This is a genomic window from Hungatella sp. L36 (assembly GCF_014288035.1).
This window is the reverse complement of sequence record NZ_JACOPC010000003.1, coordinates 580,936-606,999: the sequence shown is the minus strand read 5'-3', so window position 1 is coordinate 606,999 and position 26,064 is coordinate 580,936. Positions and strand designations below refer to the sequence as shown.

Annotated in this window: 24 protein-coding genes; 5 read left to right on the top strand and 19 right to left on the bottom strand. The window is 49.3% G+C overall.

What is annotated here, in order from left to right:
* Positions 1–6 precede the first annotated feature (6 nt).
* The 3 genes from H8S80_RS11610 to add all read right to left on the bottom strand — a co-directional run bounded on the left by H8S80_RS11610 (position 7) and on the right by add (position 4,532).
* The gene (locus H8S80_RS11610; protein ID WP_117633347.1) at positions 7–651 is read right to left on the bottom strand and encodes an MBL fold metallo-hydrolase; all 645 of its coding nucleotides are present in this window, start codon (positions 649–651) and stop codon (positions 7–9) included.
* Between the two features lie 399 nt (positions 652–1,050).
* Positions 1,051–3,390: a RelA/SpoT family protein gene (locus H8S80_RS11605; protein WP_110324579.1), complete on the bottom strand. Its 2,340-nt coding sequence runs from the start codon at positions 3,388–3,390 to the stop codon at positions 1,051–1,053.
* A gap of 161 nt (positions 3,391–3,551) precedes the next feature.
* Positions 3,552–4,532 carry an adenosine deaminase gene (add, locus tag H8S80_RS11600; protein ID WP_117633348.1) on the bottom strand — a complete coding sequence of 327 codons (981 nt, stop codon included), beginning with the start codon at positions 4,530–4,532 and terminating at the stop codon, positions 3,552–3,554.
* A gap of 161 nt (positions 4,533–4,693) precedes the next feature.
* On the opposite strand from add, the gene H8S80_RS11595 reads away from it, so the two are divergent.
* Genes H8S80_RS11595 through H8S80_RS11585 form a run of 3 tightly spaced genes read left to right on the top strand, consistent with a single transcriptional unit; the run spans position 4,694 to position 6,949 of the window.
* Positions 4,694–5,200: a cupin domain-containing protein gene (locus tag H8S80_RS11595; protein ID WP_002602157.1), complete on the top strand. Its 507-nt coding sequence runs from the start codon at positions 4,694–4,696 to the stop codon at positions 5,198–5,200.
* Between the two features lie 4 nt (positions 5,201–5,204).
* Complete coding sequence (locus H8S80_RS11590; RefSeq protein WP_117633349.1) at positions 5,205–5,750, top strand: nitroreductase family protein; 546 nt, start codon at positions 5,205–5,207, stop codon at positions 5,748–5,750.
* Complete coding sequence (locus tag H8S80_RS11585; RefSeq protein ID WP_117633350.1) at positions 5,732–6,949, top strand: hypothetical protein; 1,218 nt, start codon at positions 5,732–5,734, stop codon at positions 6,947–6,949. Before H8S80_RS11590 ends, H8S80_RS11585 begins: the two co-directional genes overlap by 19 nt.
* A gap of 205 nt (positions 6,950–7,154) precedes the next feature.
* Here H8S80_RS11585 and H8S80_RS11580 read toward each other — a convergent pair whose 3' ends face one another.
* The 7 genes from H8S80_RS11580 to H8S80_RS11550 all read right to left on the bottom strand — a co-directional run bounded on the left by H8S80_RS11580 (position 7,155) and on the right by H8S80_RS11550 (position 14,717).
* Positions 7,155–8,366 carry an NAD(P)-dependent oxidoreductase gene (locus tag H8S80_RS11580; RefSeq protein ID WP_117633351.1) on the bottom strand — a complete coding sequence of 404 codons (1,212 nt, stop codon included), beginning with the start codon at positions 8,364–8,366 and terminating at the stop codon, positions 7,155–7,157.
* A 195-nt stretch (positions 8,367–8,561) separates the two neighbouring features.
* Positions 8,562–9,434: a helix-turn-helix transcriptional regulator gene (locus H8S80_RS11575; protein ID WP_002602153.1), complete on the bottom strand. Its 873-nt coding sequence runs from the start codon at positions 9,432–9,434 to the stop codon at positions 8,562–8,564.
* Positions 9,435–9,742: 308 nt separating this feature from the next.
* Complete coding sequence (locus H8S80_RS11570) at positions 9,743–10,600, bottom strand: HAD-IIA family hydrolase (RefSeq protein WP_181988046.1); 858 nt, start codon at positions 10,598–10,600, stop codon at positions 9,743–9,745.
* Between the two features lie 199 nt (positions 10,601–10,799).
* Positions 10,800–12,146, bottom strand: coding sequence for an ABC transporter substrate-binding protein (locus H8S80_RS11565; RefSeq protein ID WP_117633352.1), 1,347 nt, complete (start codon positions 12,144–12,146; stop codon positions 10,800–10,802).
* A 28-nt stretch (positions 12,147–12,174) separates the two neighbouring features.
* Positions 12,175–13,011 carry a carbohydrate ABC transporter permease gene (locus H8S80_RS11560; RefSeq protein WP_117633353.1) on the bottom strand — a complete coding sequence of 279 codons (837 nt, stop codon included), beginning with the start codon at positions 13,009–13,011 and terminating at the stop codon, positions 12,175–12,177.
* A gap of 18 nt (positions 13,012–13,029) precedes the next feature.
* Positions 13,030–13,917, bottom strand: a complete 888-nt coding sequence (locus tag H8S80_RS11555) for a carbohydrate ABC transporter permease (protein WP_117633354.1) — start codon at positions 13,915–13,917, stop codon at positions 13,030–13,032.
* Complete coding sequence (locus H8S80_RS11550; protein ID WP_117633355.1) at positions 13,914–14,717, bottom strand: DeoR/GlpR family DNA-binding transcription regulator; 804 nt, start codon at positions 14,715–14,717, stop codon at positions 13,914–13,916. Before H8S80_RS11550 ends, H8S80_RS11555 begins: the two co-directional genes overlap by 4 nt.
* A 345-nt stretch (positions 14,718–15,062) precedes the next feature.
* Here H8S80_RS11550 and H8S80_RS11545 point away from each other — a divergent pair, with 345 nt between their 5' ends.
* Both H8S80_RS11545 and H8S80_RS11540 read left to right on the top strand, forming a co-directional pair.
* Positions 15,063–15,791, top strand: coding sequence for an HAD-IIB family hydrolase (locus H8S80_RS11545; protein ID WP_117633356.1), 729 nt, complete (start codon positions 15,063–15,065; stop codon positions 15,789–15,791).
* A 16-nt stretch (positions 15,792–15,807) separates the two neighbouring features.
* Positions 15,808–16,596, top strand: a complete 789-nt coding sequence (locus tag H8S80_RS11540; RefSeq protein ID WP_117633357.1) for a glycerophosphodiester phosphodiesterase — start codon at positions 15,808–15,810, stop codon at positions 16,594–16,596.
* A gap of 80 nt (positions 16,597–16,676) precedes the next feature.
* On the opposite strand, the gene H8S80_RS11535 is transcribed toward H8S80_RS11540, so the two are convergent.
* From H8S80_RS11535 to H8S80_RS11500, 9 genes are all read right to left on the bottom strand, one after another.
* Positions 16,677–18,305 carry a ribulokinase gene (locus tag H8S80_RS11535; RefSeq protein ID WP_117633358.1) on the bottom strand — a complete coding sequence of 543 codons (1,629 nt, stop codon included), beginning with the start codon at positions 18,303–18,305 and terminating at the stop codon, positions 16,677–16,679.
* A 14-nt stretch (positions 18,306–18,319) separates the two neighbouring features.
* Positions 18,320–19,693, bottom strand: coding sequence for a sn-glycerol-1-phosphate dehydrogenase (locus H8S80_RS11530; protein WP_117633359.1), 1,374 nt, complete (start codon positions 19,691–19,693; stop codon positions 18,320–18,322).
* A 273-nt stretch (positions 19,694–19,966) separates the two neighbouring features.
* Positions 19,967–21,055, bottom strand: a complete 1,089-nt coding sequence (locus tag H8S80_RS11525) for a LacI family DNA-binding transcriptional regulator (RefSeq protein ID WP_002602141.1) — start codon at positions 21,053–21,055, stop codon at positions 19,967–19,969.
* 14 nt (positions 21,056–21,069) lie between these two features.
* The gene (locus H8S80_RS11520; protein WP_117633360.1) at positions 21,070–22,683 is read right to left on the bottom strand and encodes an amidohydrolase; all 1,614 of its coding nucleotides are present in this window, start codon (positions 22,681–22,683) and stop codon (positions 21,070–21,072) included.
* Positions 22,684–22,701: 18 nt separating this feature from the next.
* Complete coding sequence (locus H8S80_RS35095; RefSeq protein WP_147335892.1) at positions 22,702–22,896, bottom strand: DUF6783 domain-containing protein; 195 nt, start codon at positions 22,894–22,896, stop codon at positions 22,702–22,704.
* Positions 22,877–23,401, bottom strand: a complete 525-nt coding sequence (locus H8S80_RS11515) for an adenine phosphoribosyltransferase (RefSeq protein ID WP_029467649.1) — start codon at positions 23,399–23,401, stop codon at positions 22,877–22,879. The genes H8S80_RS35095 and H8S80_RS11515 overlap by 20 nt, the downstream gene beginning before the upstream one ends.
* Positions 23,402–23,709: 308 nt before the next feature.
* Entirely contained in the window at positions 23,710–24,087 is a 378-nt protein-coding gene (locus H8S80_RS11510) for a TM2 domain-containing protein (protein WP_243006297.1), read from the bottom strand.
* 48 nt (positions 24,088–24,135) lie between these two features.
* Positions 24,136–25,002, bottom strand: a complete 867-nt coding sequence (locus H8S80_RS11505) for a sugar phosphate isomerase/epimerase family protein (RefSeq protein ID WP_025530316.1) — start codon at positions 25,000–25,002, stop codon at positions 24,136–24,138.
* Positions 25,003–25,022: 20 nt separating this feature from the next.
* A complete protein-coding gene (locus H8S80_RS11500; protein ID WP_117633361.1) occupies positions 25,023–26,027 on the bottom strand; it encodes a Gfo/Idh/MocA family protein in 1,005 nt (334 codons plus the stop codon).
* Between the last annotated feature and the right edge of the window lie 37 nt (positions 26,028–26,064).

Sequence of the window (26,064 nt, the reverse complement as noted above, 5' to 3'; positions counted from 1 at the left end):
TCGTTCCTATCTGTTGTAAAATGCGACCGGATTATGGGCCTTCTCGTGTCTGATGGTGGTCGGCTCCCCGTGTCCCGGATAAACCATCGTGTCCTCCGGAAGAACAAACAGCCGTTCTTTGATGGAGCGAATGATATCCGCAGAGCTTCCTGTCGGGAAATCGGTCCGTCCCAGGGATTCCGCAAATAAGGTATCTCCGGATATCAGAACGTCCTCCTCTTCTATCCACAGGCACATAGAGCCCGCGGTGTGGCCGGGAGTCTCTATAACCTTCCATTTAAAACCGGCAAGCTCCAGGACATCTCCGTCCTTAACCAGACGGTCCGGGCTCAGCGAAAAGCCGGTTCCGTAGGAGCCTGTCATATTAAGCCTGGGATCTCCCAGAAGCTTCGCTTCCTTTTCCGCCGCATAGACGGTAATCTCCGGAAATGCACGGCGGATATCCTCCACCGCTAAAATGTGATCGAAATGGCCGTGGGTCAGCACAATCGCCTCTGGAATGATTCCATACTCCCTGCATTTATTCAAAATAAAGGCTCCGTTGTCTCCCGGGTCCACGATAACCGCCTTCTTCAAATCATCCCGGTAAACCAGGTAGCAGTTGGTTCCAACCATTCCAACGGTACACGTTCTGATTCTGAAATTACTCATACGCTCATCCTCTCTCTTCCTTTTCCTTTTACGTGAGCAGTACTGCATGGCAAAATCTGGCCTGCAGACTCACAGAGTTACCGTTCCCAGCCTCCGCCGGCCCCTGCTTCCCGGTCTGTCCCGGCTGGCTCATACGGCCTTTCCTGTGACTTTGCAGGGGATTAGCAATTCTTAACGCGCAGGATTTTTCGTTCAGGGGAAATACCCACCTGTCTGAGCGCAGCGAGTTTGGGTATTTTCCCTGGCTTTTAGAAAAATTCTGCACGTTTAGAAGTGCTTATCCCCGAAACCGGAACTGGAAAGGCCGTATGAGCCAGCCGGGACGGACCGGGAAGCAGGGGCCGGCGGGGGCTGGGAACGGTAACCACACACACGTTCCTATGAAACAAGAGAACTGCGTTATCCCGCAGTCCTCTCTATATCAATTACGCCTTCAATTTGTCTCAGTTTATCGGTCAGCCGGTTCAGCTCCTCCACGCCGTGAATATCGAAAGTCATCGTGATGGTAGCCTTTCCCTGTTTGTTCGTTCTGGAATTCATGGAGGTGATATCGATCTGGCGCTCCGTGAAGACCTTGGAAATATCTACGAACATACCAATCCGGTTGTTTGCATAGATCTTGATCTCCGTCGAGTAGCGTTCCTTCGTATCATCGCCCTCCGGTGTCTGCCACTCCGCATCGATCAGACGGCTTCTCTCATCTTCCGGAAGGTTGATGACATTTACGCAGTCGGTCCTGTGGATGGAAATTCCACGGCCGCGTGTGACGAAGCCTACGATCTCGTCGCCCGGTACAGGGCTGCAGCATTTGGAAAAACGGACCGCCAGATCATGGATTCCCTTGACCACGATGCCGCTCTTGCTGTGTTTGTTGACAGGCAGTTTATTGCTCATGTCCTCGATATCATTTAAAATCGTAGTATCGGTGACTTCCTTCTTCATCTTCTTGGCCCGCTCATCCACCATTTTGTTGATGACCTGGCCCTCTTTCAGTCCGCCGTGTCCGATCGACGCCAGCACGGACTCCCAGTCACGGAACGCATAGCGCTTCATGACCTTATCCTGATACTCCGGCTTGTTAATATCGGAATAGACGATACCCTTCGCCTTGCAGTAGCGGTCCACCATCTCTTTGCCCCGGAGAATATTGTCCTCCTTAAGCTCTGTCTTGAACCACTGGTTGATCTTATTCTTGGCCTGTGTGCTCTTTACGATATTCAGCCAGTCGCGGCTCGGCCCCTTGCAGTTCTGGGAGGTGATGACCTCCACCTGGTCGCCGTTCTGGATCACATAATCGATATTGACCAGCTTGCCGTTCACCCGCGCGCCGACCATCTTGTTGCCAACCGCACTGTGGATGGAATACGCAAAGTCAATGGGTGTGGAGCCGCTTGGAAGATTCTTGACATCGCCGGATGGGGTGAAACAGTAGACACTGTCGGAAAACAGGTCCAGATCGCCCTTGACCATGTTCAAGAATTCCTTGTTGTCTGACATGTCTTTCTGCCATTCCAGGATCTGGCGCAGCCAGCTTAACTTCTCCTCTTCCTTGCCTGCCGCCACCTGTCCGCTTCCGCTCTCCTTATACTTCCAGTGGGCGGCGATACCGTATTCCGCGGTCCGGTGCATCTCGTACGTACGGATCTGAATCTCGAACGGCTGTCCGTTGCTCCCGATCAGTGTCGTATGGAGTGACTGGTACATATTGGGCTTCGGCATGGCGATATAGTCCTTGAACCTGCCCGGAATCGGCTTATACAGTTCATGGATGACGCCAAGCGCCGCATAGCAGTCCTTGACACTGTCCACGATGATTCTCACAGCAAACAGGTCGTAAATCTGGTCGAGAGTCTTGTTCTGGTTCACCATCTTCTTGTAGATACTGAAGAAATGCTTCACTCTTCCGTCCACCTTGGCTACGATGACCGCCTCGTTTAAGTGTTCCTGCACTTCATCCACGATGCTCTTTACAAACGACTCTCTGGCGTCTTTCTTTAAGGAAATCTTCTCTGCCAGATCGTAATACACATCCGGCTGCAAATATTTTAAGGACAGATCGTCCAGCTCTATCTTAATTTTGGAAATACCCAGGCGGTGAGCAATGGGGGCATAGATCTCCATGGTCTCGCGGGCTTTTTCCTTTTGTTTCTCCGGTTTCATGTACTGGAGCGTTCTCATGTTATGGAGCCGGTCCGCCAGCTTGATGATGATGACACGGATATCCTTCGCCATGGCCAGGAACATCTTCCTCAGATTCTCGGCCTGCAGCTCCATCTTATCCATGGACCAGGACAGCTGAGTCAGTTTCGTAACGCCGTCGACAAGAAGCGCCACCTCTTCCCCAAACTCTTTTCCCAGTTCATCGAGCGTCATAACAGTATCTTCCACCACATCGTGAAGGATTCCTGCCGCGATCGTCTCCTTATCCATCTCTAAATCGGCCAGAATAATGGCAACACAAAGAGGGTGAATGATATACGGTTCACCCGACTTCCTCTTCTGCTCCTTATGAAAATCATCAGCAACATGGTAAGCCTTTTCGATCATGCTGATATCATCGGAAGGATGGTATCTGCGGATACTGGCGATCAATTCCTGATACAGCACCTCCGGACTGGTAAAATCAGCCGGAGCTTCCAGTTCCTCATCATTAGGCGACTTGATCTCCACCGCACCGTCAACCCTTCCAACTCCCAATGGAGTCTTATTCAGTTTTTCCATGGTTGATTCATCTGCCATATACTGTCACCTTTTCGCAACTTATCGGTTATTATAAACATAGTTAACATTCATTATAAAATTTTTTGACGAAAAATGCAAATGGTTTTTTATCCCCATGTGCCAGATGCCAAAAACGGAAGATGAGATTCGGTAAGCCAGCTTATCGAATCTCATCTTCCCTACTCACCTAAAACCAGCTTTCGCAGCCTGCATTTCACCTCTTCCTCCACAAACGCCCCATCAACCGCATACTCATTCATCTTCTTAAGTTCCTCTTCCCGGAATCCCAATTCACTCATAATCAATTCCGCCTCCCGCTCCAGGGAAGTGTCGGATACCGTCATATTATCGGTATTATATGTGACTCTTATGCCCCTGTCGAAAAACTTCTTCAGAGGATGCTCCTTGATTCCGGCCACAGCCTTTGTCTGCAGATTGCTCACCACGCACATCTCCAGGGTGATCTTCTCCCGTTCCAGCAGCCTCATGCAATCTTCTGACTGAATGGCCGCACAGCCATGCCCGATCCTCTTCGCGCCAAACGCCACGGCTCTCGCCACATTCTCATAATCTCCGCATTCCCCGGCATGAATCGTAAACGGTACCCCGGCCTGATACACCCGTTTAAACATTCCTTCAAAATGCTCCATCGGAACGAAGCCCTCCGGTCCGGCGATATCCGCGCCAACGACGCCTCTTCCCAGATACGCCTTCGCCAGCTCCATCGTCTCCTCGTTCTCCGCGTCGCTGCCGTTTACCATGGCGCACAGCAATACTCCCGCGTAAATTCCGGTCTCCAGACAGCCTTTCTTCACGCCTTTCACGACGGCTTCCACCGCCTGTCCCTGCGTAAGCCCCTTCTGCTTATGAAGCTGCGGTGCAAATCGAAGCTCCGCGTAGACCAGCCCCTGTCCTGCCAGCCGTTTCACCAGATCGCAGGAAGCCAATTCCAGTGCTTCTTCCGTCTGAAGCAGCATTCCCGGCAGATCAAAACATTTTAAATAATCCGGCAGACTTTCGCAGTTCTCGCCTACCGACAGCAGTCCCTTTATATCCTTCCCGCAAAAATCGTATCCAATTCTATCCGCCAGTGTCTTTACCACCTCTATAGATAGTGAACCATCGAGATGCAGGTGTAAATCCGTTTCCGGTCGTCTCATAATCAATCCCTCGTTTCTGTAAAATGATAGTCTCAGTATACCATAACCATTAAATTCGCGAAAGAGCGTTTCCGGTTGTATTTTCCTCCAAAAAGCATTATGATTAATATCAGGATACGGACCTCCGCGGCAGATCAATCATACATAAAAAAAGGAGCTTCATGAAAAACAAAGCAGAAAACAGCAGAACTGGAAATTCCCGATCCTTAGATCAGTCTTACATCTGGAAAGATGCGGCCGGGCTTATCACAAAAGAACTGGGAAAATCCGTTGGAAGTGAACGTCTTTACGTCAATCTGGACATCATTCCTCCAGGCGCCTTCAGCGCAACGTACCACAGTCATTCCTGTCAGGAAGAATTCTTCTATATCCTGTCCGGTACCGGAACTCTTCGCCTCAATGATGAGACGTATCCGGTCGGACCAGAAGACTTTCTCGCAAAACCTGCAGGCAAAAACATCGCCCACACCTTCTACAATTCCGGCAGAGAGAACTTATACATACTCGACCTCGGAACCGTAGATCCGGAAGATACCTGTTACTATCCGGACGAGCATATGTATCTGCATAAATCAAACGGAGAAAGAAGAACCTACCGCGCGGACGCCGCAGTGAATGACTGGTCTTCAGATCCAAATCAACCACATGCCACCAGGAAAGGAGAATAAATCAATGGATACTATGAACGCAATCCGCAAACGAAAAAGCTTTCGCGGCCCCTTTACAGACACCCCCGTTTCACGGGAAGATTTAACAGAACTTCTGGAGGCAGGTTACTTAGCCCCCTCCGGCTGCAACCTGCAGACCACCTGGCTGATCGGTGTAGATGATCCGGAGCTTCTGGCCGGACTTGCCGATATCTACAGCCACGAATGGGCAAAGGGAGCCACCGCCGCCATCCTTCTGATTGGCAGCTTCACCATGTCACCCAGCGGAGTTTCCTACCACGTCCACGATTACTGTGCTGCCGCTGAAAACATCTATCTGGCTGCCGCCGACAAGGGCCTTGGAACGGTGTGGATCGAAGGACAGATCCGCGGAGAAAGGGCAGAAAAGATGGGCAGATTACTGGGCGTGCCGGTGGATCAGACCGTCTACATCTACATGCCGGTGGGTTATCCCGCAAAGCCCGGCCCGGACGCCAAAAAGAAGCCGTTTGAGGAACGGGTATGGTTCAACGGATACGGAGGTGCCAAATCATGCACTTCAGAAGAATAATGAAAAAGACAGGCGTTCTCACCTTCCTTGCCCTGACTCTGGCCCTGGGCCTGACCGCCTGCTCAAAAAGCCAGGCAGGGGCGGCGGATTCCTCCTCCCAGACAGCCACGCAGCAGTCCCCGGCCTCCGATACAGCCGGACAGCAGACCGCCGCTTCCGATACAACGGAACCGCAAACAGAAGCATTATCGGCCGAGAACTCCTCTTCCGGGTCCGCTGTCGATTCCACAGCTCCGTCTGCCGGCCAGATCTACCTGTTCGGTGAGGAACATGGCGTGGAAAAAATCCTGAATAAAGAGGTTGAAATATGGAACGATTATTACCACAACCAAAATATGAGACATTTATTTGTGGAGCTTCCATACTATACCGCAGAATATTTAAACCTGTGGATGAAGTCTGACAGCGACGAGATCCTCGATGCCATCTACGATGACTGGGACGGCTCCGCTGCCCACAATCCCTACATCAGGCCATTTTATAAGGCAATTAAGGAAAAGTGCCCCGAGACCATTTTCCACGGAACCGACGTGGGACACCAGTACTTCTCGACCGGAGAGCGATATCTGGCGTATTTGAAAGAAAACGGGCAGGAAAACTCCGAGCAGTACCAGTTTACACAGAAGGTTATCGAACAGGGAAAATACTATTACGACCATTCTGACGATGTCTACCGTGAAAACATGATGGTAGAAAACTTTATCCAGGAATACGATAAGTTAAATAACATAGACATTATGGGCATCTACGGAGGCGCCCACACGAATCCCGAGTCCCTGGACAACACCGGCACCATTCCATGCATGGCAAACCAGCTGAAGGAGCATTACGGTGATGTCATTCATTCGGAGAACCTGGTTCTGGCTGTGAAAGACGACATTCCCGTCCGAACCGACAAACTCACCGTCAACGGAAAAGAGTACGAGGCTTCCTACTTCGGGAAACAGGATTTAACAGGCTTTAAGGATTATTTATCCCGTGAATTCTGGCGCCTGGACAATGCATACGATGATTTTAAGGGCTGTGCTTTAACCGGAGAGCAGCTTCCCTATGGCAATTATCCCATGCGGATCGAAACCGGACAGGTCTTTGTCATAGACTACACAAAAACCGACGGTTCTGTTACGAGGCAGTATTACCGGTCTGACGGAAACCAGTGGAACGGATCGCCGTCAACGCAGGGCATTACCGTGGAGTAATCCCACGCGGGGGAGAGACGGAGCGATATGCGAGTATATTTATCCCTCTCACTGCTCGTGGATATAAAAATGGCTGCGCCGGAAAGTACGATGAGATATTCTGTGCTTTCTGACGCAGCCATTTTCACTTGTTTTTTTATAACGCCTGACGGTTCGATTTTATATGTGCATTTCTATATCCATTTCACATATGCATTTCATGTATTCATCTCATATATTCATCCATGGCTTCCGCCACCACTTTGGAATAGGCGGCCGCCTCCACCACAGTTCTTGCGCCCAGCACCACGTCGCCGGAGGCGAAGATCCCCGGGATCGTTGTCTGGCCGTTCTCATCGGTCATCAACAGGCCGTTGGGCGAAGCCTTCAGCCCTTCCGTCGTATTGACGAGCTTGCTTTTCGGACCCTGGCTAATGGAAATGATCGTGGAATCGGCGTATATCTGTTCCATCTTCTCATCGACACCGGTCTGATTGCCTTCCTCGTCGTAAAGTATATTTTCAAACACCGGTCCGTCGTCTGTGATCTCTGCAATCTGTTTCCCAAACTCGAAGGCCGCGCCATCCAGTCTGGCGTAGGCAGTCTCATGTTCACTGGCATTGCTGGCAAGGCCTCTCGCATATAAGGTCACCTCACGGGCACCGTGGCGGATCACGGTACGGGCCACATCCATGGCCGAATTCCCCATGCCGATAATCGCCACCCGTTCTCCCAGATCGTAGGCGTCCGGATTCGCCAGATAGTCGATGGCATAGTGTACATTTCCAAGGGATTCCCCCTTGACGCCCAGGGTCTTCGGCCTCCAGACTCCGGTTCCGATAAAGATGCTCTCGTATCCGTCCCGGAACAGATCTTTAATCTCCAGCGCCGTACCGATGGCCGTGTTGGGCCTGATCTTCACGCCAATCTCCAACAGCTTCTTCTTATAGCGGTCCAGGATCGTCTTCGGCAGACGGAACGCGGGGATTCCATACTGAAGGACGCCTCCGATCTTATCCTTCGAATCGAAGATGGTGACACTGTAGCCCTTCTTTGTCAGCAGGATAGCGATGGTAATTCCGGCCGGGCCTGCGCCGATAACCGCAACCTTCTTTCCATTTCTCGGCTGACACTCAATCTTCATCTTATCAAAAATAGTATCGGAAATGTAATTTTCAATGCTGCTGATATGGACCGGCTGTCCTTTTCTGCCGAGTATGCAGTGGCCCTCACACTGATTTTCATGATTACATACCAGAGAGCAGACTAAGGACATGGGATTATTGGCGAATATCATATCTCCCGCCCGATTTAAATCGCCTTCCTTAAACGCCTCGATCATCTTTGGAATCGGTGTGTGTATCGGGCACCCCTGCTGACACATCGGCTTCTTGCAGTTTAAACATCTGTTTGCTTCATCAATCACATGAACAGCCATGACAATCCCTTCCTTTCGCTGTTTGGAACACTGCTGTATTTTGTATACAATTAATTTTGTCCACATCATAGCACAAAGGAAACCAGTAATCAATATCCGGACTTCATGTATTGAAAAAAATAAATTTTGATATTTTATTATCTTTTTCGTTTATTTTTAAACGATTTAAACAGGGTTTGGGGCTGTTTAATCCCCTCACTTCTTATCCCCCCAGATCACCGCTACAACGGCACAGAGAATTCCGCTGATGGGGTAAACGATCCAGGCAATCCGAAACATATCCCATGCCAGCCCCAGATAGAGGAAGAGAGCCGTAGCCAGAAGCATGATGACGCCGCACGCCTTTCCCACGATCGCCTCCCCTTTCTCTCTGCTCCCATCGTGGCGCTTATTGTATTCCTCGACCTCGTACTTTTCCTTCTGAATTCCAAAGTACACAAACATACCAACCGCAATGGTGACACAGAGCAGGAAAAAGCCGCCGGAAAACTGTTCTTTTAAAGGAATGTTTATGGAATCCAGCGCGATATTCACACAGATTCCAAACAGGATCAAACATACTGCAAAAGCGATGGCGATGCCGAATCTTCTGGTAAAAACGGAACGTTCTTCTTCCGAATAAAAATCCTGGATATGAGGATATTTCTTTTCAAATGCTTCCATGTTGATGCCGGTCACAATCATAACGGCCACCGACACACCCACGACCGCAATCAAAAAGATCGCCAGAATATCCTCATGAACGATTCCATCCAGGAAAGCCATCAGCGTGACCGCGGCCAGAATTAATGTAACGCAGCCTGTTATGCGATGGGAGAAGCTGTTCATGAAACGGTCGTATCCCGCAGCATCCGCCTGGTCCTCCAGTGTCATATCTCCCTTGACCAGGGAATCCATGTCACAGTGAAACATATCACAGATGATTAACAGTTTCTCCATCTCCGGATAAGACTGACCTGATTCCCATTTGGAAACCGCCTGCCGCGATACCTCCAGCTGCTCCGCCAACTGTTCCTGGGTCAGATTGTTCCTCTTTCTCAACACTTGTAAATTATCAGAAAAACTCATATATTTTCCCTCCTGTAGGATATATTTTATAGTTTTATTCTACAGTTGCATGGCCGCCACTTCCACCAACCTGACGTAGCATTCCATTTTTTTCATGCTACTTGCGGTTGCATCCCTTATTTCAGGCCAAAAAGTCAAGAAAGGCCGGCCGCATGACCTGCCTCCTGGCAGCCCGATCATGCGGCCGGTCCTCCATCACGGATAACCGTTCCTTCACAACCCTGTCTACTGTTTATCGACCACATCATACCATAAAGGGAGGGTTGACACAATATATATAAGTCAAAAATGCACTGCAACTGCTGCCCTTATTCATGCAGCAATAAATATTTCCCCATCTCTCCCAGCGATTCAAAGACCGCGTCCGGCTTCACCGCCGATGTCAACAGATCCTCCGGCACAGTCTCCCCCGTCAGAACCAGAAAGCCTTTGCCTCCATGATTCACACCGGTGGCGATATCCGTATAGAGCCGGTCCCCTACGAAGCCGATCTGCCCGACGGGAACCTTCATGCTGTCCACGATCATCTCCACTGTCTCCTTATAGGGTTTCCCAAAATAACGCGGTTCCCTTCCCGTAGAAAGGGTGATTGCCGCACAGATGGCCCCGCAGTCCGGCAGAAAGCCGCCCTCGACCGGACAGTTGATGTCCGGATGGGTCGCCATAAAGGAGGCGCCTTCTCGGATCAGGCGGCAGCCTCTGTCCAGCTTTTCATAGGTCAGCGTCATATCAAAGGCCGTCATCACGATCTCCGCGTCATCCTCCGATAACCGAATTCCGGCGTCTGCAAACTGTCGCTCCAGCTGAGGCGTTCCCATAAGGTAGACACGCTGATCGCCGTAATAAGTCTTCAGGTACCGGATAGTCACGTCCCCTGCTGTCATAATCTGTGATCTGCTTATATCGCAGCCCATGCGGTGAAGCTTTTCTATGTACTCTTCCGGCGCCCTTGACGTGTTGTTTGTGAAAAACAGAAACTGCTTTCCCCGTTTCACCACCGCTTTCAAAAAATCCAGCGCGCCGTCTATCATCTTTTCCCCGCAGTAGAAGGTGCCATCCATATCGATGACAAATAATTCCGTCTGATCCAGCAGACATTTTTTGCGCTCCTCTGTCTGACTGCCGGTAAGACCGGTAAAACTTAAAGAACTGATTGTATTTTTCATGCTTCCTCCATTATTTAAAGAGACAGACCCAGCTCTGCCGGACTAACCGGCGCTCCCACGAAAGGAACCAACATTTAACCGCCAAGCTTAAATAATTAAGAGTTGCGGCCCGGCACACGGGGAGATCAAACGCCCTGTGCCGGACCGCAACTGATGACAAGAAAAAATCATGCGCTGAGTAGTGGGAGTATATCACATATTACTCATTCAGGATAATATCTACGGAATCGCTGAAGGTTTTCAGTGACTGGTCAATATCCTGGTTATCCAGCATAATTGCCTGGATACAGGTTCTGAATTCCGCAATGACAGGCGTCAGGTTGGCAATACGGTAGCTGTCGTCGCCATACTGAAGGGCGTCATATGCGATTTTATAGTTATCGCTCTCTTTCCAAAGCTTCTGGATCGCCTCCGACTCCGCCATTGTTTTGGTAAATGGAAGATAACCGGAGCCTATGACAAATGCAAGACCGCCCTTTTCGTCTTCAATAAACCACTTCATAAATTTCCAGGCTGCTTCCGGTTCCTTGCTGGATGAAAGAATACCAAAGCCGCTTCCGCCAGTAGGCATGGATTCAATCTTGCCTTTTACAAGAGGAGCTACCACGTATTCAAAGGAATCCCCGACAGTTTTCAGTCTGGAGGTAATTGCGCCGGAAGAATTAATGGACATTGCAGCCATGCCGGAGGTAAACATCTGGTTATCCTGGTCGTTCGCAGGGTCGTTGTAATAAAGAGCGCCGGAATCCTGTAAATCCTTCATGAAGCTGAATGCCTCCTTGGCAGATCCGTCCTCCAGACAGCCAAGTCCAGTCTTGTCCTCATTGAAGAATTCGCCGCCTGCCTGTTGGATCAGGCCGAAAAACTCCCACTGGTCAAAGGGAACGGACAGTCCATAGCGTTTGGTTTCTCCATTTTCCACAACGGTACACTTATTGGCAACCTCTTTCAGTTCATCCCAGGTGGTAGGGACCTTACAGCCCATTTCATCCAGGACGGTCTTATTAATATGGAGAAGCTGTGCGGAGCGGCCGAAGGGAATCACGACCAACTGTCCGTCATAATAAGCATCGTTTACAAAAGCATCCACGAAATCCTTGTCATCCACGAAATCCTTTTGCATATGAGGGAGTAAATCGGCAAAAGCGCCGTTTACAGCAAGCCTTCCTACATTATCCTGGGCTACCTGAAGAATATCGGGAGCGTTGCCTGCGAAAATAGCCTGTTCAGCTTTGGCAGCGGCTTCTGCATAGCTTCCCTGGAAGGTGGCAACCACCTCTACTTCGTTCTGAGAACTGTTGAAATCGCTGACCATCTGACTGATTAAGTCCCCGTTCGTTCCAGACATACAGTGCCAAAACTGTACGGTTTTCTTTTCTCCGGAGGCCTGGGCGCTGCTGGTACTTTCCGCTTCTCCAGATGTTTCCGCTGTTGACGCCGGAACGGTCCCCTCCGTGGCAGTGGAGGCCGGAGCCTTACTACAGCCTGCAAGTGCAGCAGCTAAAATAGCGCTGCTCATTAAAATACTTAAAAACCTTCTTTTCATGATACTTTCCCCTTTCGTGATGTTTGGTTTACTTAATCCCGGAGTATGCAAAGGATTTCATAATTTGTTTGGAAGCGAACAGATACACCAGCAGTACCGGAAGAACGAGTATGGCATTTCCTGCCATGACAATCTGCCAGTTAGCCATCCCCTCCATCTCCTTCAGCTGTGCGATGGCAACCGGGAGCGTACGGAACTTATCCGCATTGGTCATGACAAGCGGCCAGAAATATTCATTCCACTGACCGACAAAGCTGAATAGGATGATGGCCGCCAAAGCCGGTTTAGACATAGGCATCATAATTTGTAATATCAACCTCCATTCCGATGCACCGTCCAGTTTTGCAGCTTCTATCAATTCATTCTCTACCTGCATAAAATACTGCCTTAATAAGAAGATAGCGAATGCATTTGTTATGAATGGCAATATCTGCGGAATCAGGGAGTCTATCATCCCCCACTTAGACATCAGCAGATAGATCGGTAAAAAAGTAATCTGTGTAGGCATCATAAGAGCTATCAGGATGCAGCCGAATATAATCTTCTTACCTTTAAATTCATACTTTGCAAAGGCGTAGGAGGCGGGAATTGCCACCACCATCTGTAGTAAAATCACGCTGATTACCACAATGATGGAGTTTTTCAGATAGATCCACATGCTTCCGCCCGGACCGGAATGCCAGGCATCCAGATAATTACGGAACTGGAGTACCGCCGGAAAGAAGGTGGGCGTAACCCGGTTTACTTCGTCTATCGACTGTAAGGAGGTGGAAATCATCCAGAAGAAGGGCCATCCGAAGATAAATAAAAGTAACAATTTCATGATTACGCCGCAAATTTTAATCAGTCTTTTTTTGAGCCGCATAATATCCCTCCCTGTAATCTATTGGTAATGTACCTTTCTGGAAAAGCCCCAGAAGTAAATAATTGTCAGTATGCTTATTATAATTAGAAGAATTACCCCGATTGCGGCGCTGTATCCAATCCGCAGATTTAAAAGAGCCTCTGTATATATGCTGTATACCAGGGTTGTAGTGGCGTTGTTCGGGCCGCCCTGGGTTAAAATCCGCACCGTATCAAAGACCTTGAAGGAGCTTATCGTACGGATTATCAGCGTAAAAAACAACTGAGGTGAAATCATTGGAAGGGTGATTTTGAAAAACACGGCTACTTTATTCGCACTGTCCATTCTGGCGGCTTCATAGAGAGAGGCCGATACGCCCTGCAGGGCAGCCAGAAAAATCAACGTATCATATCCCACGGACTTCCACACCGATACCAGTATGACGGAGGGCATCGCGGTAGATGAGCCTGACAGCCAGGCGGAGGTGGGAAGGCCCATTTTCCTCAACAGGTAGTTAAACAAGCCGAAGTTGGGTTCCATCATCCAAAGCCAGATCAGAGAAATGGATACAATGGATACCACATGAGGACAGAAGATGGCTGCCTGAAGGAGGCGGTTAAGCTTCGTGTTCTTCTCATTGAGCCATACCGCAAGAAGCAGTGCAAGTACCGTTATAATGAGAACTACGGCTACGGTGTACACAACAGTGTTGTTTAAGGACTTATGGAAATCCGGTCTGCTGAGTACCTTTTTGAAGTTATCAAGACCGATAAACTTACTTTTGGAAGGATTCAGCATGTTAGTGTTCATAAGGCTGAGCTGCACCAGCTTTATTACCGGATAAACGGTAAAAAGCAGGATTCCCGCTAAAGCCGGAGCGATCATGATATATGGCCTTATTTTTGCGATCCGCTTTCTATTTTTCATACATCCTTCCCCTCCATCGCACTTAACACTTCTTTTCCCTGTACGACCTTGACGCCTCTGTCCCGAAGCTGGTCAATCAATTCCGAAGGCGTGCGCCAATCCGTAACAATACCATCCAGATCAGATACAGAAGCGACTAGACCGAGGGAATCGTCTCCGAATTTGCTGTAGTCCAGAGCAATATAGTGTTCCTTACAGGAGTCCATCATAAGCCGTTTCATTCTGGCCTCCTGCAGATCAGGTGTGGTAAAGCCATGTTCCAGGGTAAGATGATTCCCGCTGATGAAACCCTTGTCAAAAAACAGAGTCTTCATCATCTCCTCTGCCCAGGCGCCCACACAGGATAAGATTCGATGACGGAAATTACCGCCAATGACAATAACGGAAATGTCCTCCGCCTCTGAAAGCTCCATGGCAATGTTGATCGCATTGGTGCCTACCAGAATCTTTCGCTTGGAGCCGCTGCGGATTATTCGGGCCAGTTGGGTAGTCGTAGTGCCGCAGTCCAGAAAAACCGCATCGCCGTCACTGATACAGTCGTAAGCCGCATAAGCGATAGAAAGTTTTTCTTCCGTATGCTTCCATTCCTTTTCCTTATGGGAAAATTCATTCAGGGACCCATAGGCGCTTATGGCGCCCCCCCATGTCCGTTTCACTACGCCCTCCTGCTCCATGGCAGCCAAAAGCTTTCTGACGGAAACCTCAGATATTTTGAAGGCTTCGCTTAATTGGGATACGGTGACCGAAGATTGCGTGTCCAGCATTTTGATGATAAATTCTTTCTTTTCCTGTGTTGTCATATGATAAATCCTCCAAAATCGAAACATTAAATATGAGTTTTAGTTGCGAACTTCGTAAGTATTTGTTTTGATTCTAGCACCTATACATTTCAATGTCAATGATTTACAAAAATAAATTTTATTTCGTAAATTTTTCGTAAATTTCTTATATAATCTTTTGTACGAAACTGTTGAAAATATTGATTGACTTATAAAGAAAACCAATTTATACTACATTTATAGTTTTGAATCATAGCAAAATTAGAAACAAATACGTTTCAATTTAAAATCAATTCGAAAAGAAGTTTGAGATCAAAAAACAAAATCAAGTTTCATTTTGAATATATTATGAAAAGGAGAAAGAAGATGAGTCCACATGCGACCAAGGTACTTGCTTTTGATTTGGACGGAACCCTGACACAGCACAAATCTCCCCTGTCGCCGGAATACAGAGAGCTTCTTTGCCAGCTGGGAAAAAGATATACGCTGCTGATGGTAGGCGCCGGTTCCTGTGTCCGGATATTTAAACAAATGAGGCGGTTTCCGATTAAAATAATAGGAAATTATGGAATGCAGTATGCAACGGTAAAAGAAGACGCCCCCCACAATCGGATTGTTCTGGAGAGGGATAACCGGGTGGACGTGGATCATGCTCTTGCGGTGAGGAGAGCGGATACCCTGCGCAGAAAGCTGGGCTGCTCCTCTTATCAGGGGGATACGATTGAGATCCATGAAAGTGGTATGCTTACCTTTCCGATATTAGGAACTGCGGCATCTATAAAGGACAAGCTTTCCTATGATCCCGACCGTACAAGAAGAAGAGAGGTTTACTCGCAGGTTGTTGATTTATTCCCGGAATATAAGGTTTATGTAGGGGGATCTTCATCCTTTGATATTGTTCCCCACCCCTATGCAAAGCTGTATGCATTGGATCTGTACTGCAAAGCGGAAGGTCTTACCCATGAAGATATACTCTATTTTGGGGATGATTACGGGCTGGGAGGCAACGACGAGGATATTTATTTATCAGATGTTCCTTTTCAGTGTATTGACGACTACCGGACCATTCCGGAGTATTTAAAGCAGCTTATATAAAAAGGAGGAGAATAATATGTACTGGAATCAATCGGAAACGAATATATGGGTGGCAGGACACAGAGGGAATCCTGTGGAAAGCCCGGAAAATACCATGGCTTCTTTCAGGAATGCCATGGAGGCCGGTCTGGACATGATTGAACTGGATATTCAAATGTCCCGGGATGGGAAATTGGTTATTATGCATAATTTTACCGTAGATCAGACCACGGACGGAACCGGTGCCATACGTGAGATGACCCTTAAGGAAATCCGTGAACTGGATGCGGGCTGCAAATTCAGTGAGACATACAGGGGAGAGAAAGTTCCGCTATTTGAAGAATTTCTTGAACTCACAAAAAAATATCCGGATATGATGTATGATTTCGAGCTGAAGGAATACCCTGCTGAAGGAAATGAACGCAGGGCCTTTGAAGCTGCTGACCAGGCGATCGCGTTGATTGAGGAATACGGGTTAGGGGATAAATGTGTGCTGAATTCCTTCAGCGCCGAACTTCTTCAGTATATTCATAATAAGTACGAAGGCCGCTACAAGCTGCACGGATATTATCCCCAATCCCTTATGAGAGAATTAAACGGCAGGAATGATGTATATGATATTCTGTACTGTGCATGTGTCTGTGAGGATTTTACCAGAAAAAATTTTGAAATTCTGAGAAGTAAAGGCATCGATACCTGGGCCGGGACGCGGTTCAACAACAGGGAAATGATAGAGCTGGCCCGCAGCTGCGGAGCTACCCTGATTACCTGTGACAATCCGAAGGAGGTTATGGCAATTCTGAGGGAAATGGGACTGCATAAATAAAAAAGCTTACAATGCTGGGTTAGACCCCATTCAGTGATCTAACCCAGTAACTTTACTAAATGACACAGCTCCCCCACCTGTTAATCATTGCTGTCAATATTCTCAAATATTTCTTTTAACCGTATGTATTTCCTGTATTTTTTCTCATAAACCGCCCGTTTTCCATAATCCGGATCATAAACTGCAGACGTCCCGGCGCCCAGCTTGTGAATCCAGTCTTTCAGTTTTCTGGTCGATTTTTCGCACTCATCCGCCACCGCAGCACCCATAATCGCGCTTCCTCTGGCACTGCTCTGTCTGCTTTCGCATACACGCACCTCCATGCCGCAGATATCAGACAGCATCTGCATCATCATTGGACTTTTCATCGGGATGCCGCCGGCCGCAATGAGACGTTCCACTGAATGTCCCGCATCACGGAAGGTATCCAGTATGACCTTAGCCCCAAAGCAGATTCCTTCCATCAGCGCCAGGTACATTTCCTCGGTCTTCGTATAAATAGTCATGCCGGTTATCACACCCGTAAGCTCCGGACGCATCAGCGGACTTCTCACACCATTCCACCAGTCTAAAACCACCAGCCTGCACTGCTCCGGCTGAATGGCAGCCGCCTTCCTCTGCAGCAGCTCGTGAATACCGATTCCCGCCTGCTTTGCCTCTTTCACATAGCTTTCCGGAACACAATTTTCTACAAACCACTCCAGACACTCACCGACACAGGACTGGCCTCCTTCATATCCAAACATCTCCGGAATATGAGCCTCAAATGTACAGCTGTAAATTCCAGGTATTCCCTCTCCGGTATGTGAATTCAGCAGATAACAGGCGCTTGTTCCCATAACAGCTGTCACGTCGCCTACCCGGTCGGCCCCTGCGCCTGCCACTGCCGCGTGGCAATCGATCATAGCAGCAGCCACCGGTACTCCCGGCAGAAGTCCCATACTGTCCGCAGCCCTTTGTGTCAGCCTTCCGACACAGCCTCCCAATGGAACAAACCGGCCTTTGTACTTTCTGGTAACCGGCTCCGACTCCTTCATGATTTTTCGCAGGAACTCTTCGTCCGGATATCCAATCCCCGGCTGGTAGAAGCTGTTGCAGCCCGCCATGGATTCGCTGCGGACACATTCGCCCGTCATATACCAGGTCAGCCAGTCTCCTGCTTCCAAAAAGGTGTGGCAGCATTTGTAAACAGCCTCATCACTTCCCTGAGTCTCCAGGGTTTTCGGCAAAAATGCTTCACATCTTACTTTGCCTCCCACAAGAGTCAGCCAGTCTTCCTTCCAGTTGTCTGCCAGAGTGTACATCTTATCCGCATATGATTTCGCGCCGTGGTGCTTCCACAGCTTGATATAAGCATGAGGACTGCTTTCAAAACCGGGCAGCATGGATATGGCTGTACCGCTTTTATCTACAGGAACCACCGTCGCCGACGTGGCATCCAGCCCAATCCCTTTCACAGCTTCCGGCGGCACACCGGTCTGTCTCAGTAAATCTCTCACGACCTGACCCAACCCAGACAAATAATCCTCAGGAACAGCAAGTGCATAATCGGGCGGGATCGGACTGCCATCCGGCAATGTTCCTGAAAGCACGCCATGAGGATATTCATACACTGCCGTACCGGCTTCCTCTCCGCTGTCGATATCAAGAAGCAGTGCTCTCACGGAAAGGGTTCCATAATCCAGACCGATTGCATATCGTCTCTCCATACATTTATCCCTCTTTACTTTTCTATTTCTTTCTGAAAAGAAGCAGCCGTTTCCTCTGCGGCGGTCTTCAGAATTCCCAGATCCCACAGAAGCTGAAGCAGTGTGTAGCGGTCCCTGACCTCCTTTGCCACCTCTATGCTGTCGCTCACCATGCCGCAGTCAATTCCCAGTTCCAACGGGTTGACCGGAGCGTCTAAGTCTTCTAAAATTCCTTTAACAAACGCTTCCTTCGGCACTAAATCGCTGACGGTTCTTCTGATGTCTCCCATCTTTTCCCGTATAACCACCAGACGTTTCTTCACTTCCTCCGGATCATTTTTTTGTTCTGTCTTTTCATTGGCGATCACTCCATCCGCCGCTGCACCGTAAGTCCGTTTCATATTCTCCGACCATTCCGCAAAATCAAATGCCTCTGCTCTCCTTACCGCCTCCTCATAATCGATTTCTGATTCCATAAATTTCTGATACAACCGAATCGCCGTCATCGTTCCTACGCCTACCTTTGTGCCGTGTAAGACCGCCGGTCTCCCTTCAAACAGGAACTTCATCTCCCAATAATGAGACATATGATGTTCACAGCCCGAAGCCGGTCTGGAATTTCCCACAAAGCTCATGGCAATTCCGGTAAGAACCAGGGACTCCATGACCGTCTGAATCGTCTCCGGGGTCCGTTCCTTTAAGTTCTTGACCTGCTCCATCATCTTCTTTAACGAATATCTCACCATCCGCTCAATGACGGGGCAGAAATATTCGCCGTTCACAAGATTTGATAAATGCCAGTCACAGAGGCAGGTGTATTTTCCGAGAATGTCCGCCACGCCGGCCGCGATCATATTCATGGGGGCCTTTGCAAGAATATCAACATCTCCAATAATTGCCTTCGGTACATGAGCATTATAAGTTGTTTTCAGATTATTTACAATTAAAGCCGCGCCAACCGATGCAAAGCCATCCATGGAAGGGGCCGATGCGATAATCATGTATTCCATCTTCATCTGATAGCTTAAAAACTTGCACATATCGTTGATCGTACCGGTTCCGACTCCGATAATCAGGTCGCACTCCGGATTGAAGTGGACGAGCAGCTCGCCCAGCGTATGCTCATCCGGCACTACAATCTTTCTGGGAATCACATAGGAGGTGCAGGCCTGGTTCCGATCCCGCAGCAGCTTCTCCACCCGTTCTCCCGCCGCCTGATACGTATTATAGTCGGATACCAGAAATACGTGATGGTATCCCAGTTCTTCCACTGCCTCCGGCACCCGTTCCAGCGCGCCCTGCGAAATCAGGATTTTTTCCACATCGGTATGATGAGAACGTCCGCATTCGCAGGAAAAGGTATGATGTAAATAATCCTCAATAGTAAAGTATTCAGGCTCGATCTGCATCTTTCAGTCTCCTATCTGTTTTTGATTTATCAATTTCTTTGTTGTATATTTTATATAATAATGTCAATTTTCCCTTTGTCAACCTGTGCACTTTTACTCAAAAATTAATAAATCCAAAAAAAACGGATAAATAGTTAATTTTATTAGTAATAAAATTAACTATTTATCCGTCCATTACGGTTTTATCCACTTTTTAAATCAATATTTCTTCGTTTCGCCGTTCCCCTGCTTTTTGCTTACTAATATTATTAGTAATAATTTTTCAAAATTTTTCTATTTTTTTCTCCGGTTTGGCCCTGTCGAGGCTCTCGCAACCAGTTTTGGGACAAATTCCACACGCACGGCACTGGCCGGCCACAAATCCCCGTCGGTTCCATTTTCCTGCTCGATTTTTCGTATCAACACATCGACGGCTTCCCGTCCCCGGTTGGCATCAAAATGCTCTACCGATGTCATGGAAATAGTCCGGTACTGGGAAATCATCGTATTATCACAGCCGCAGACAGAATAGTCCTGGGGAACCTTATACTTCTTGTCCGCCAGCGCATCCATAATTCCTATGGCCACCATGTCGTTCATCCCGACTAGGGCGGTGATGTCATCATACTTTTCCACCACGCGTTTTCCAAGACAGTAGCCGGTCTCATACGATGTGATGTCCTTCGTATACGCAATCTTCTCGCTGTCCATGGTACAGGTCAGGATGTTGAAGGGACTGACTCCTGCCCTGGCATAGGCATTCTGCATGCCCTTCAGCCGGTAAAGCCTGGCCGGATGGCGTTCGTTCAGCTCGGTGGAAATATAGGCAATTTTCCTGTGTCCCAGACTCAGAAGATGCTCGGCGATGATCATCCCCAGCTTCTCGCTGTCCAGTTCTATGATATCCATATTGGAGACTTCCGTCTTGTCGCAGATAGCTACCACGGGCATATTCGCAATGAGCTGCTGAAGCGCCACGGAATTTGCGGGCTTGTAAAGAAGCAGCGCTCCCAGCGCGTCCTGCTGGCAGGCAAGGTTGGCGAACTGGCCTTCCAGCTTCATATTTCGTCCGCTGGAGAAGACCGTGAGAGAATACCCCCGCTCCTCTGCCTGATTACACATGGCCTCCAGAAGGCTGATATAGTACAGATTGGTGTACGACGGACACATGGCCATAATCAGCTTCTCGTACCGCTCCCCGCTGTTTCCTTTTCTTTTAGAAGGAACCCGGTAGTTCAACTTCGTGCAGGCGTCCATCACACGCTGTACCGTCTCCGGCGAAAAGCGGACATTATCATAGTTATTTAAAATCATGGAAACAGTGGGCTGGGAAACACCGGCCAACTGGGCAACATCCTTGGAAGTCGGTTTCTTCTTTGTCATAATGTAGTTATTCCTTATCGTTTGTATATCGTCTCTCCGGCCTTGATCGTCTCCAGAACTTTTATATCCCTGAGTCTCTCTTCAGGAACCAGGAGCGGGTTCTCTTCCAGGATCACAAAATCCGCAGCCTTCCCCGCCGCTATGCTTCCCTTCCTGTTCTCTTCGAAAATCTGGTACGCTCCGTTCACCGTCACGGCCTTAAGCGCTTCCTTTACGGTGATCGTCTGCTCTGCTCCCAGCACACGGCCCTTTGCAGTCTTCCGGTTCACGGCGTTGTGTACCGCCCCCATCACGTCGGGCGGAGCCACCGGGCTGTCCTGATGAAGCGTAAAGGAGACTCCCCGCTCCAGGGCCGAACGGGCCGGACTGATGTAGGCCGCCCTCTCCGGGCCCAGCACGGACTCATAGTGGTAGTCGCCCCAGTAATACACATGGTCGAGGAAAAAGCTGGCGATCATGCCGATCTCCTTCATCCGATCCAGCTGATCTTCCCGTACGGTCTGGCAGTGAATGACCACAGGGCGCAGATTCTTCTCACTCCCCGTCTCCTCAAGTACCGACTGATAGCAGCGGATCATCTGCTCGATCGCTTCATCCCCGTTGGCGTGTACATTGATCTGCCAGCGGTTTTTCACGCAGGTGCGCATGATATCCATCACATAGGCTTCCGTCTGCACCGGAAATCCCCGGTAATCCGGCTTCTCGCCGTCCGGAACCACATAGTACGGCTCTGACAGCCAGGCCGTCTTTCCCTGAGGCGAGCCATCCAGAAACAGCTTCACTCCCGCGGGGCGCAGATGGTTTTCATAGCCTTTCGCCGCAAGCGCTTCCGGTCCCTGCTCCGTCAGAAACTGACCGGCCAGTTCCGGTATCAGATACATGACCACATCGTTCTTTAGAAGTCCCATGGACGCGGCTCCCTTTAAGAGCTGATACTGCCCTTCCGTGACTTTGCCGTCGTGAACCGTAGTCAGGCCATAGGATGCGTACAGCTCTGAGGCATCTCCCACCGCCTTCACCACATCTTCGGGAGCAGGCCCCTGCATCACTCCGTTTTTCCCGAGAAATGCCTGTTCCTTCAAAAGCCCTGTGGGTTCCACGACTCCGCCCTCGGGAACTGTGAAATGATCTCCCGTGTACCCCAAAAGCTCCAGCCCTTTCGTGTTCACCACACACAGATGGCCGGAGACGTGAGTCGCCGCGACGGGAATCTCCGTGCTCACGCGGTCTAAGTCTTCCTTCGTGGGATGAACGCCCTCCGGGAAGACGCTGTTGTCGTATCCCATGCCCAGCAGCCACTGGCCCGGTTTTAGTGAATGCGTCTCCAAAAATGTCTTCAGCACCTGCACCACGTCCTCCACGCTGTCGCAGGTTCCCAGCGGCGACGGTTTTAGGTTGGCGATTAACAGCTGGTACGCCACCGCGCTTAAGTGGGAGTGGCCGTCGATAAAGCCGGGAAGCACCGTATGGCCTTCCATGTCCCAAAGCGCGCCGTCCGGAGCCAGCGCCTTCATCTCCTCCAGCGTGCCGGTTCCGCCGATCATTCCGTCCCGGATCAGAACCGCCTCCGGTTCAGTCCGGGACTCATCCATTGTCAAAAAGGTTCCATGGTACAAGATTTTATCCATTCTCTACACCTCTGTGATTCATGTTCTCCGATTAGAGCGTGTCTGAAAATTGCTTTTCGTCAGCTGTGCGTCACACTTTGTGGGAGATTGGGCCCCGATGAAGGAGGCGTAGTGGGCTACGCTGACTGAATTGGGGCTCAATATGCCGCGAAGTGGGGCGTGCATCTGGCGGAAATGAATTTTCAGACACGCTCTAGTTCCCCTCGTAGGCAATCAGGGATTCCACATCATATCCCTCTAATTTTTCTCTTCCATTCAAGCCCTTTAACTCCATGATAAAGCAGATCTTTACCACCTCTCCGCCCATCTCCTTTATCAGTCCGATAATGGCCTCGATCGTGCCGCCCGTGGCGATCAAATCATCGATGATCACGACCTTCTGGCCTGGCTTTATGGAATCTCTGTGCATCTCGATGGTGGCTTTGCCGTATTCCAGCTCATAATCGGCGGAGATAACCTCTCTCGGAAGCTTTCCCTGCTTTCTCACCGGAACGAAGCCTTTGTGCTCCGCGTAGGCAACCGGAACGCCGAAGATAAACCCTCTCGATTCCGGGCCGACTACGACATCGTAATCCACATCCTTTAACATCTCGCGCACGCCGTCAACCGCCAGTGTCAGCCCGTCCGCGTCCTGCAGAATGGTGGTGACATCACGGAAAATAATGCCCGGCTCCGGGAAATCCGGGATACTTGTTACGTAATCTTCTAGTTTTTTCATGCTTTTTACCTCTTCTTTATATTTTGTAGTTTTACTTTTTTCATGCATCATTTCATAGGACAAGCATTCCTATGAAATAAAAATAACCGAAATAAAAAATAACCGGAATAAAAAATAACCGGAAACCATGAGCGGTTTCCGGCAGCGTTCCGAATCTTCCTTGCTCTTCGCGGCTCTTTCATTATAGCACAGGCCCACAAAGAAATCAGTCTATTTTTTTGCTTTTCTTTTTTCATTTCTTATCTCTATACGGCCGAAAAAATATACCAAAGCTTCCAGCCAGCCGGGACGCAGAAGCCGCAGCGCCATTACAGAAACAGCCTGCCCTGCTCGTCAGCCTGCCTGGGCAGTGCAATCATCAAATCAATCAATGTCATTGCAAACGGAATTCCGGTCCAGCAAAACAACAGGTAAATAAACCCCAGGGCATACTGCTTCGTATAAAACCGATGGCCGCCGGCCCATCCCAGGCACAGGGCCAACAGGATATATTTCTTTCTGTATACCGGTACCGGCTGTCTGGTCCCGGCATGGTTTGCGATGAAATCGCCAAGACGCATCCACCACTTCGGTTTATCCACGATTCCGTACTCTTTTTTCAGCGCAGCCATCTCCTCTTCCAGAGCGATCATCTGGTTGGGATCAATGTAATCCGGATGGTCCTGCATCCTTCTTTTCCCCATCATTTTGCCTCCTGCTGCCGGGAGCCGCACTCCCGGCAGGTATCTATCACCCTAATCCAGGAAAAACCAGTCCGCATATCCCATCTTCTCGAGGTTCTCTTTGCTGATCCTCAGGCTTTCAAACGGGTCTCTCCCGTACGTGGTATCCTGTTCAATGAGAAAATATTCGCTGCCTCCAGCAAAACCGGCTTCTATGCATTCCTTAACCGGAAGATTCCCCTCTCCTATCTCCGCAAATTCCACGATGTCAGAAAATGCAGCCATAAAGGCCTTCGGATCAAACGGTCCCTCCGGCATCTGAATCTGTCCGATGCGGTAATCCTTTAAATGGAGCAGCCGGATTCTTCCATCATACTTCTTTATGAATTCCACCGGATTCTCTCCACCGCGGTGGATCCAGTGGATATCCAGCTCAAATCCCATATATCTTGTATGGTTCCTGATAATGTCCAGCAGATATTCACCGTCATACTTTACGAACTCTACATGGTGGTTGTGATAATACAAATCAATTCCCTGCTCTTTTAATCTGCCGGCGATCTCATCTGCACGTTTCACAAAATCCAGAGCCTTCTCACGGCTCCCCATGCAGGTCATTGGAAGCATGCCGATACGCAGCATATCACAGTTTAACGTCCTGCAGTCCGCCACAATCTTATCGAAATCCGTAGTCAGGTATTCCCCTGGCATCCCCGGCATCATCGGCTCCATAGCTGCGCTTAAAGCTGCGATTTTTATTCCGAATTCCTCACAGGCCTTCTTCATGCCTGCAACATTCTCCTCTGTCATAGGGATCTGAGACACCTCCACGCAGTGATACCCCAGCTCTGCGCAGGCCCTTAATGTCCCATAGGCCCCAAGCTCTGCAATTTTATCTTTGATGGTACTCATCTGAATTCCGATCAGTCCCTTATTCATACGATATCTCCTCTCTGAAATCACGATATGGTTACGTAAGCGCCGCTCCTGCCAGACTCTAAAATGGCGTCTATCAGGCGAATGCTCATTTCCGCGTCCTTTACTCGGATATAGTCCCCTTTATCCTCTTCCAGTACCTGATAAAACCTGCGAATCAGTTTTTCATGACTGGCGCCGTAATAGAAACGGGTCCCTGGAAATTTCCTGTCCTCAGTCAGATACTTTTTTTCTCCACCCGGCAGGATTTGATACAGGATATTTTCCTCTATACGGAACTCAGCGCGTTCCAGCTGGACCGCAATCTGCACCGCCTCGTTCTTATAGTTGGCATTCGTGGCAAAGAACAGACCTCTCGCACCATTTGCATAATCCAGCCTTGCGGTCACCGTATCCTCTACCTCGATGCCGTAATCCAGGATCTGGCTTACAGAGGCTTTCAGCCCTTTCATGTTTCCGCCTAAATAGTACAGAAGGTCCAGAGTATGCACCGACTGATTAATCATACAACCGCCCCCTGCCGTAATCCAGCTTCCTCTCCAGGGCTTTACGCGGTAATACTCGGCTGGACGGTACCAGGGGACGATGCCTCTCGTCCCCACCACCTGCCCATATTCACCACTTTCTATGAGCTTCTTTAACAGCTCCACGCTCTCGTTGAGACGGTTCTGCAGGCAGATGGTGATACGGACCTCCGGATGCGCTTCTTCCAGCCGGACAAACCGTTCGGCTTCCTCCGTATTTAGGGCCACCGGCTTTTCACAGAAGACGCTGCAGCCCATCTCCACCAGTTCTTTCGTCACCGGATAATGCAGGTAATGGGGCAGACACACATGAACACAGTCCGGTCTTTCTTTCTCCACCATCTCATGGTAATCCGTATAAAAGGCTGTGCCGGACGGTGCTGCTTCCTTCGCCTCCGGATTGCTGTCGCAAACCGCGCACAGAACCATATCCGGACTTGACTCTATGATCGGTATATGTATTTTGGATATATCTCCCAGTCCAATAACTGCGGCCTTCTTCATCTTTCTTCCTCCAGGTTCTGCGGATATGCGCCGGTTC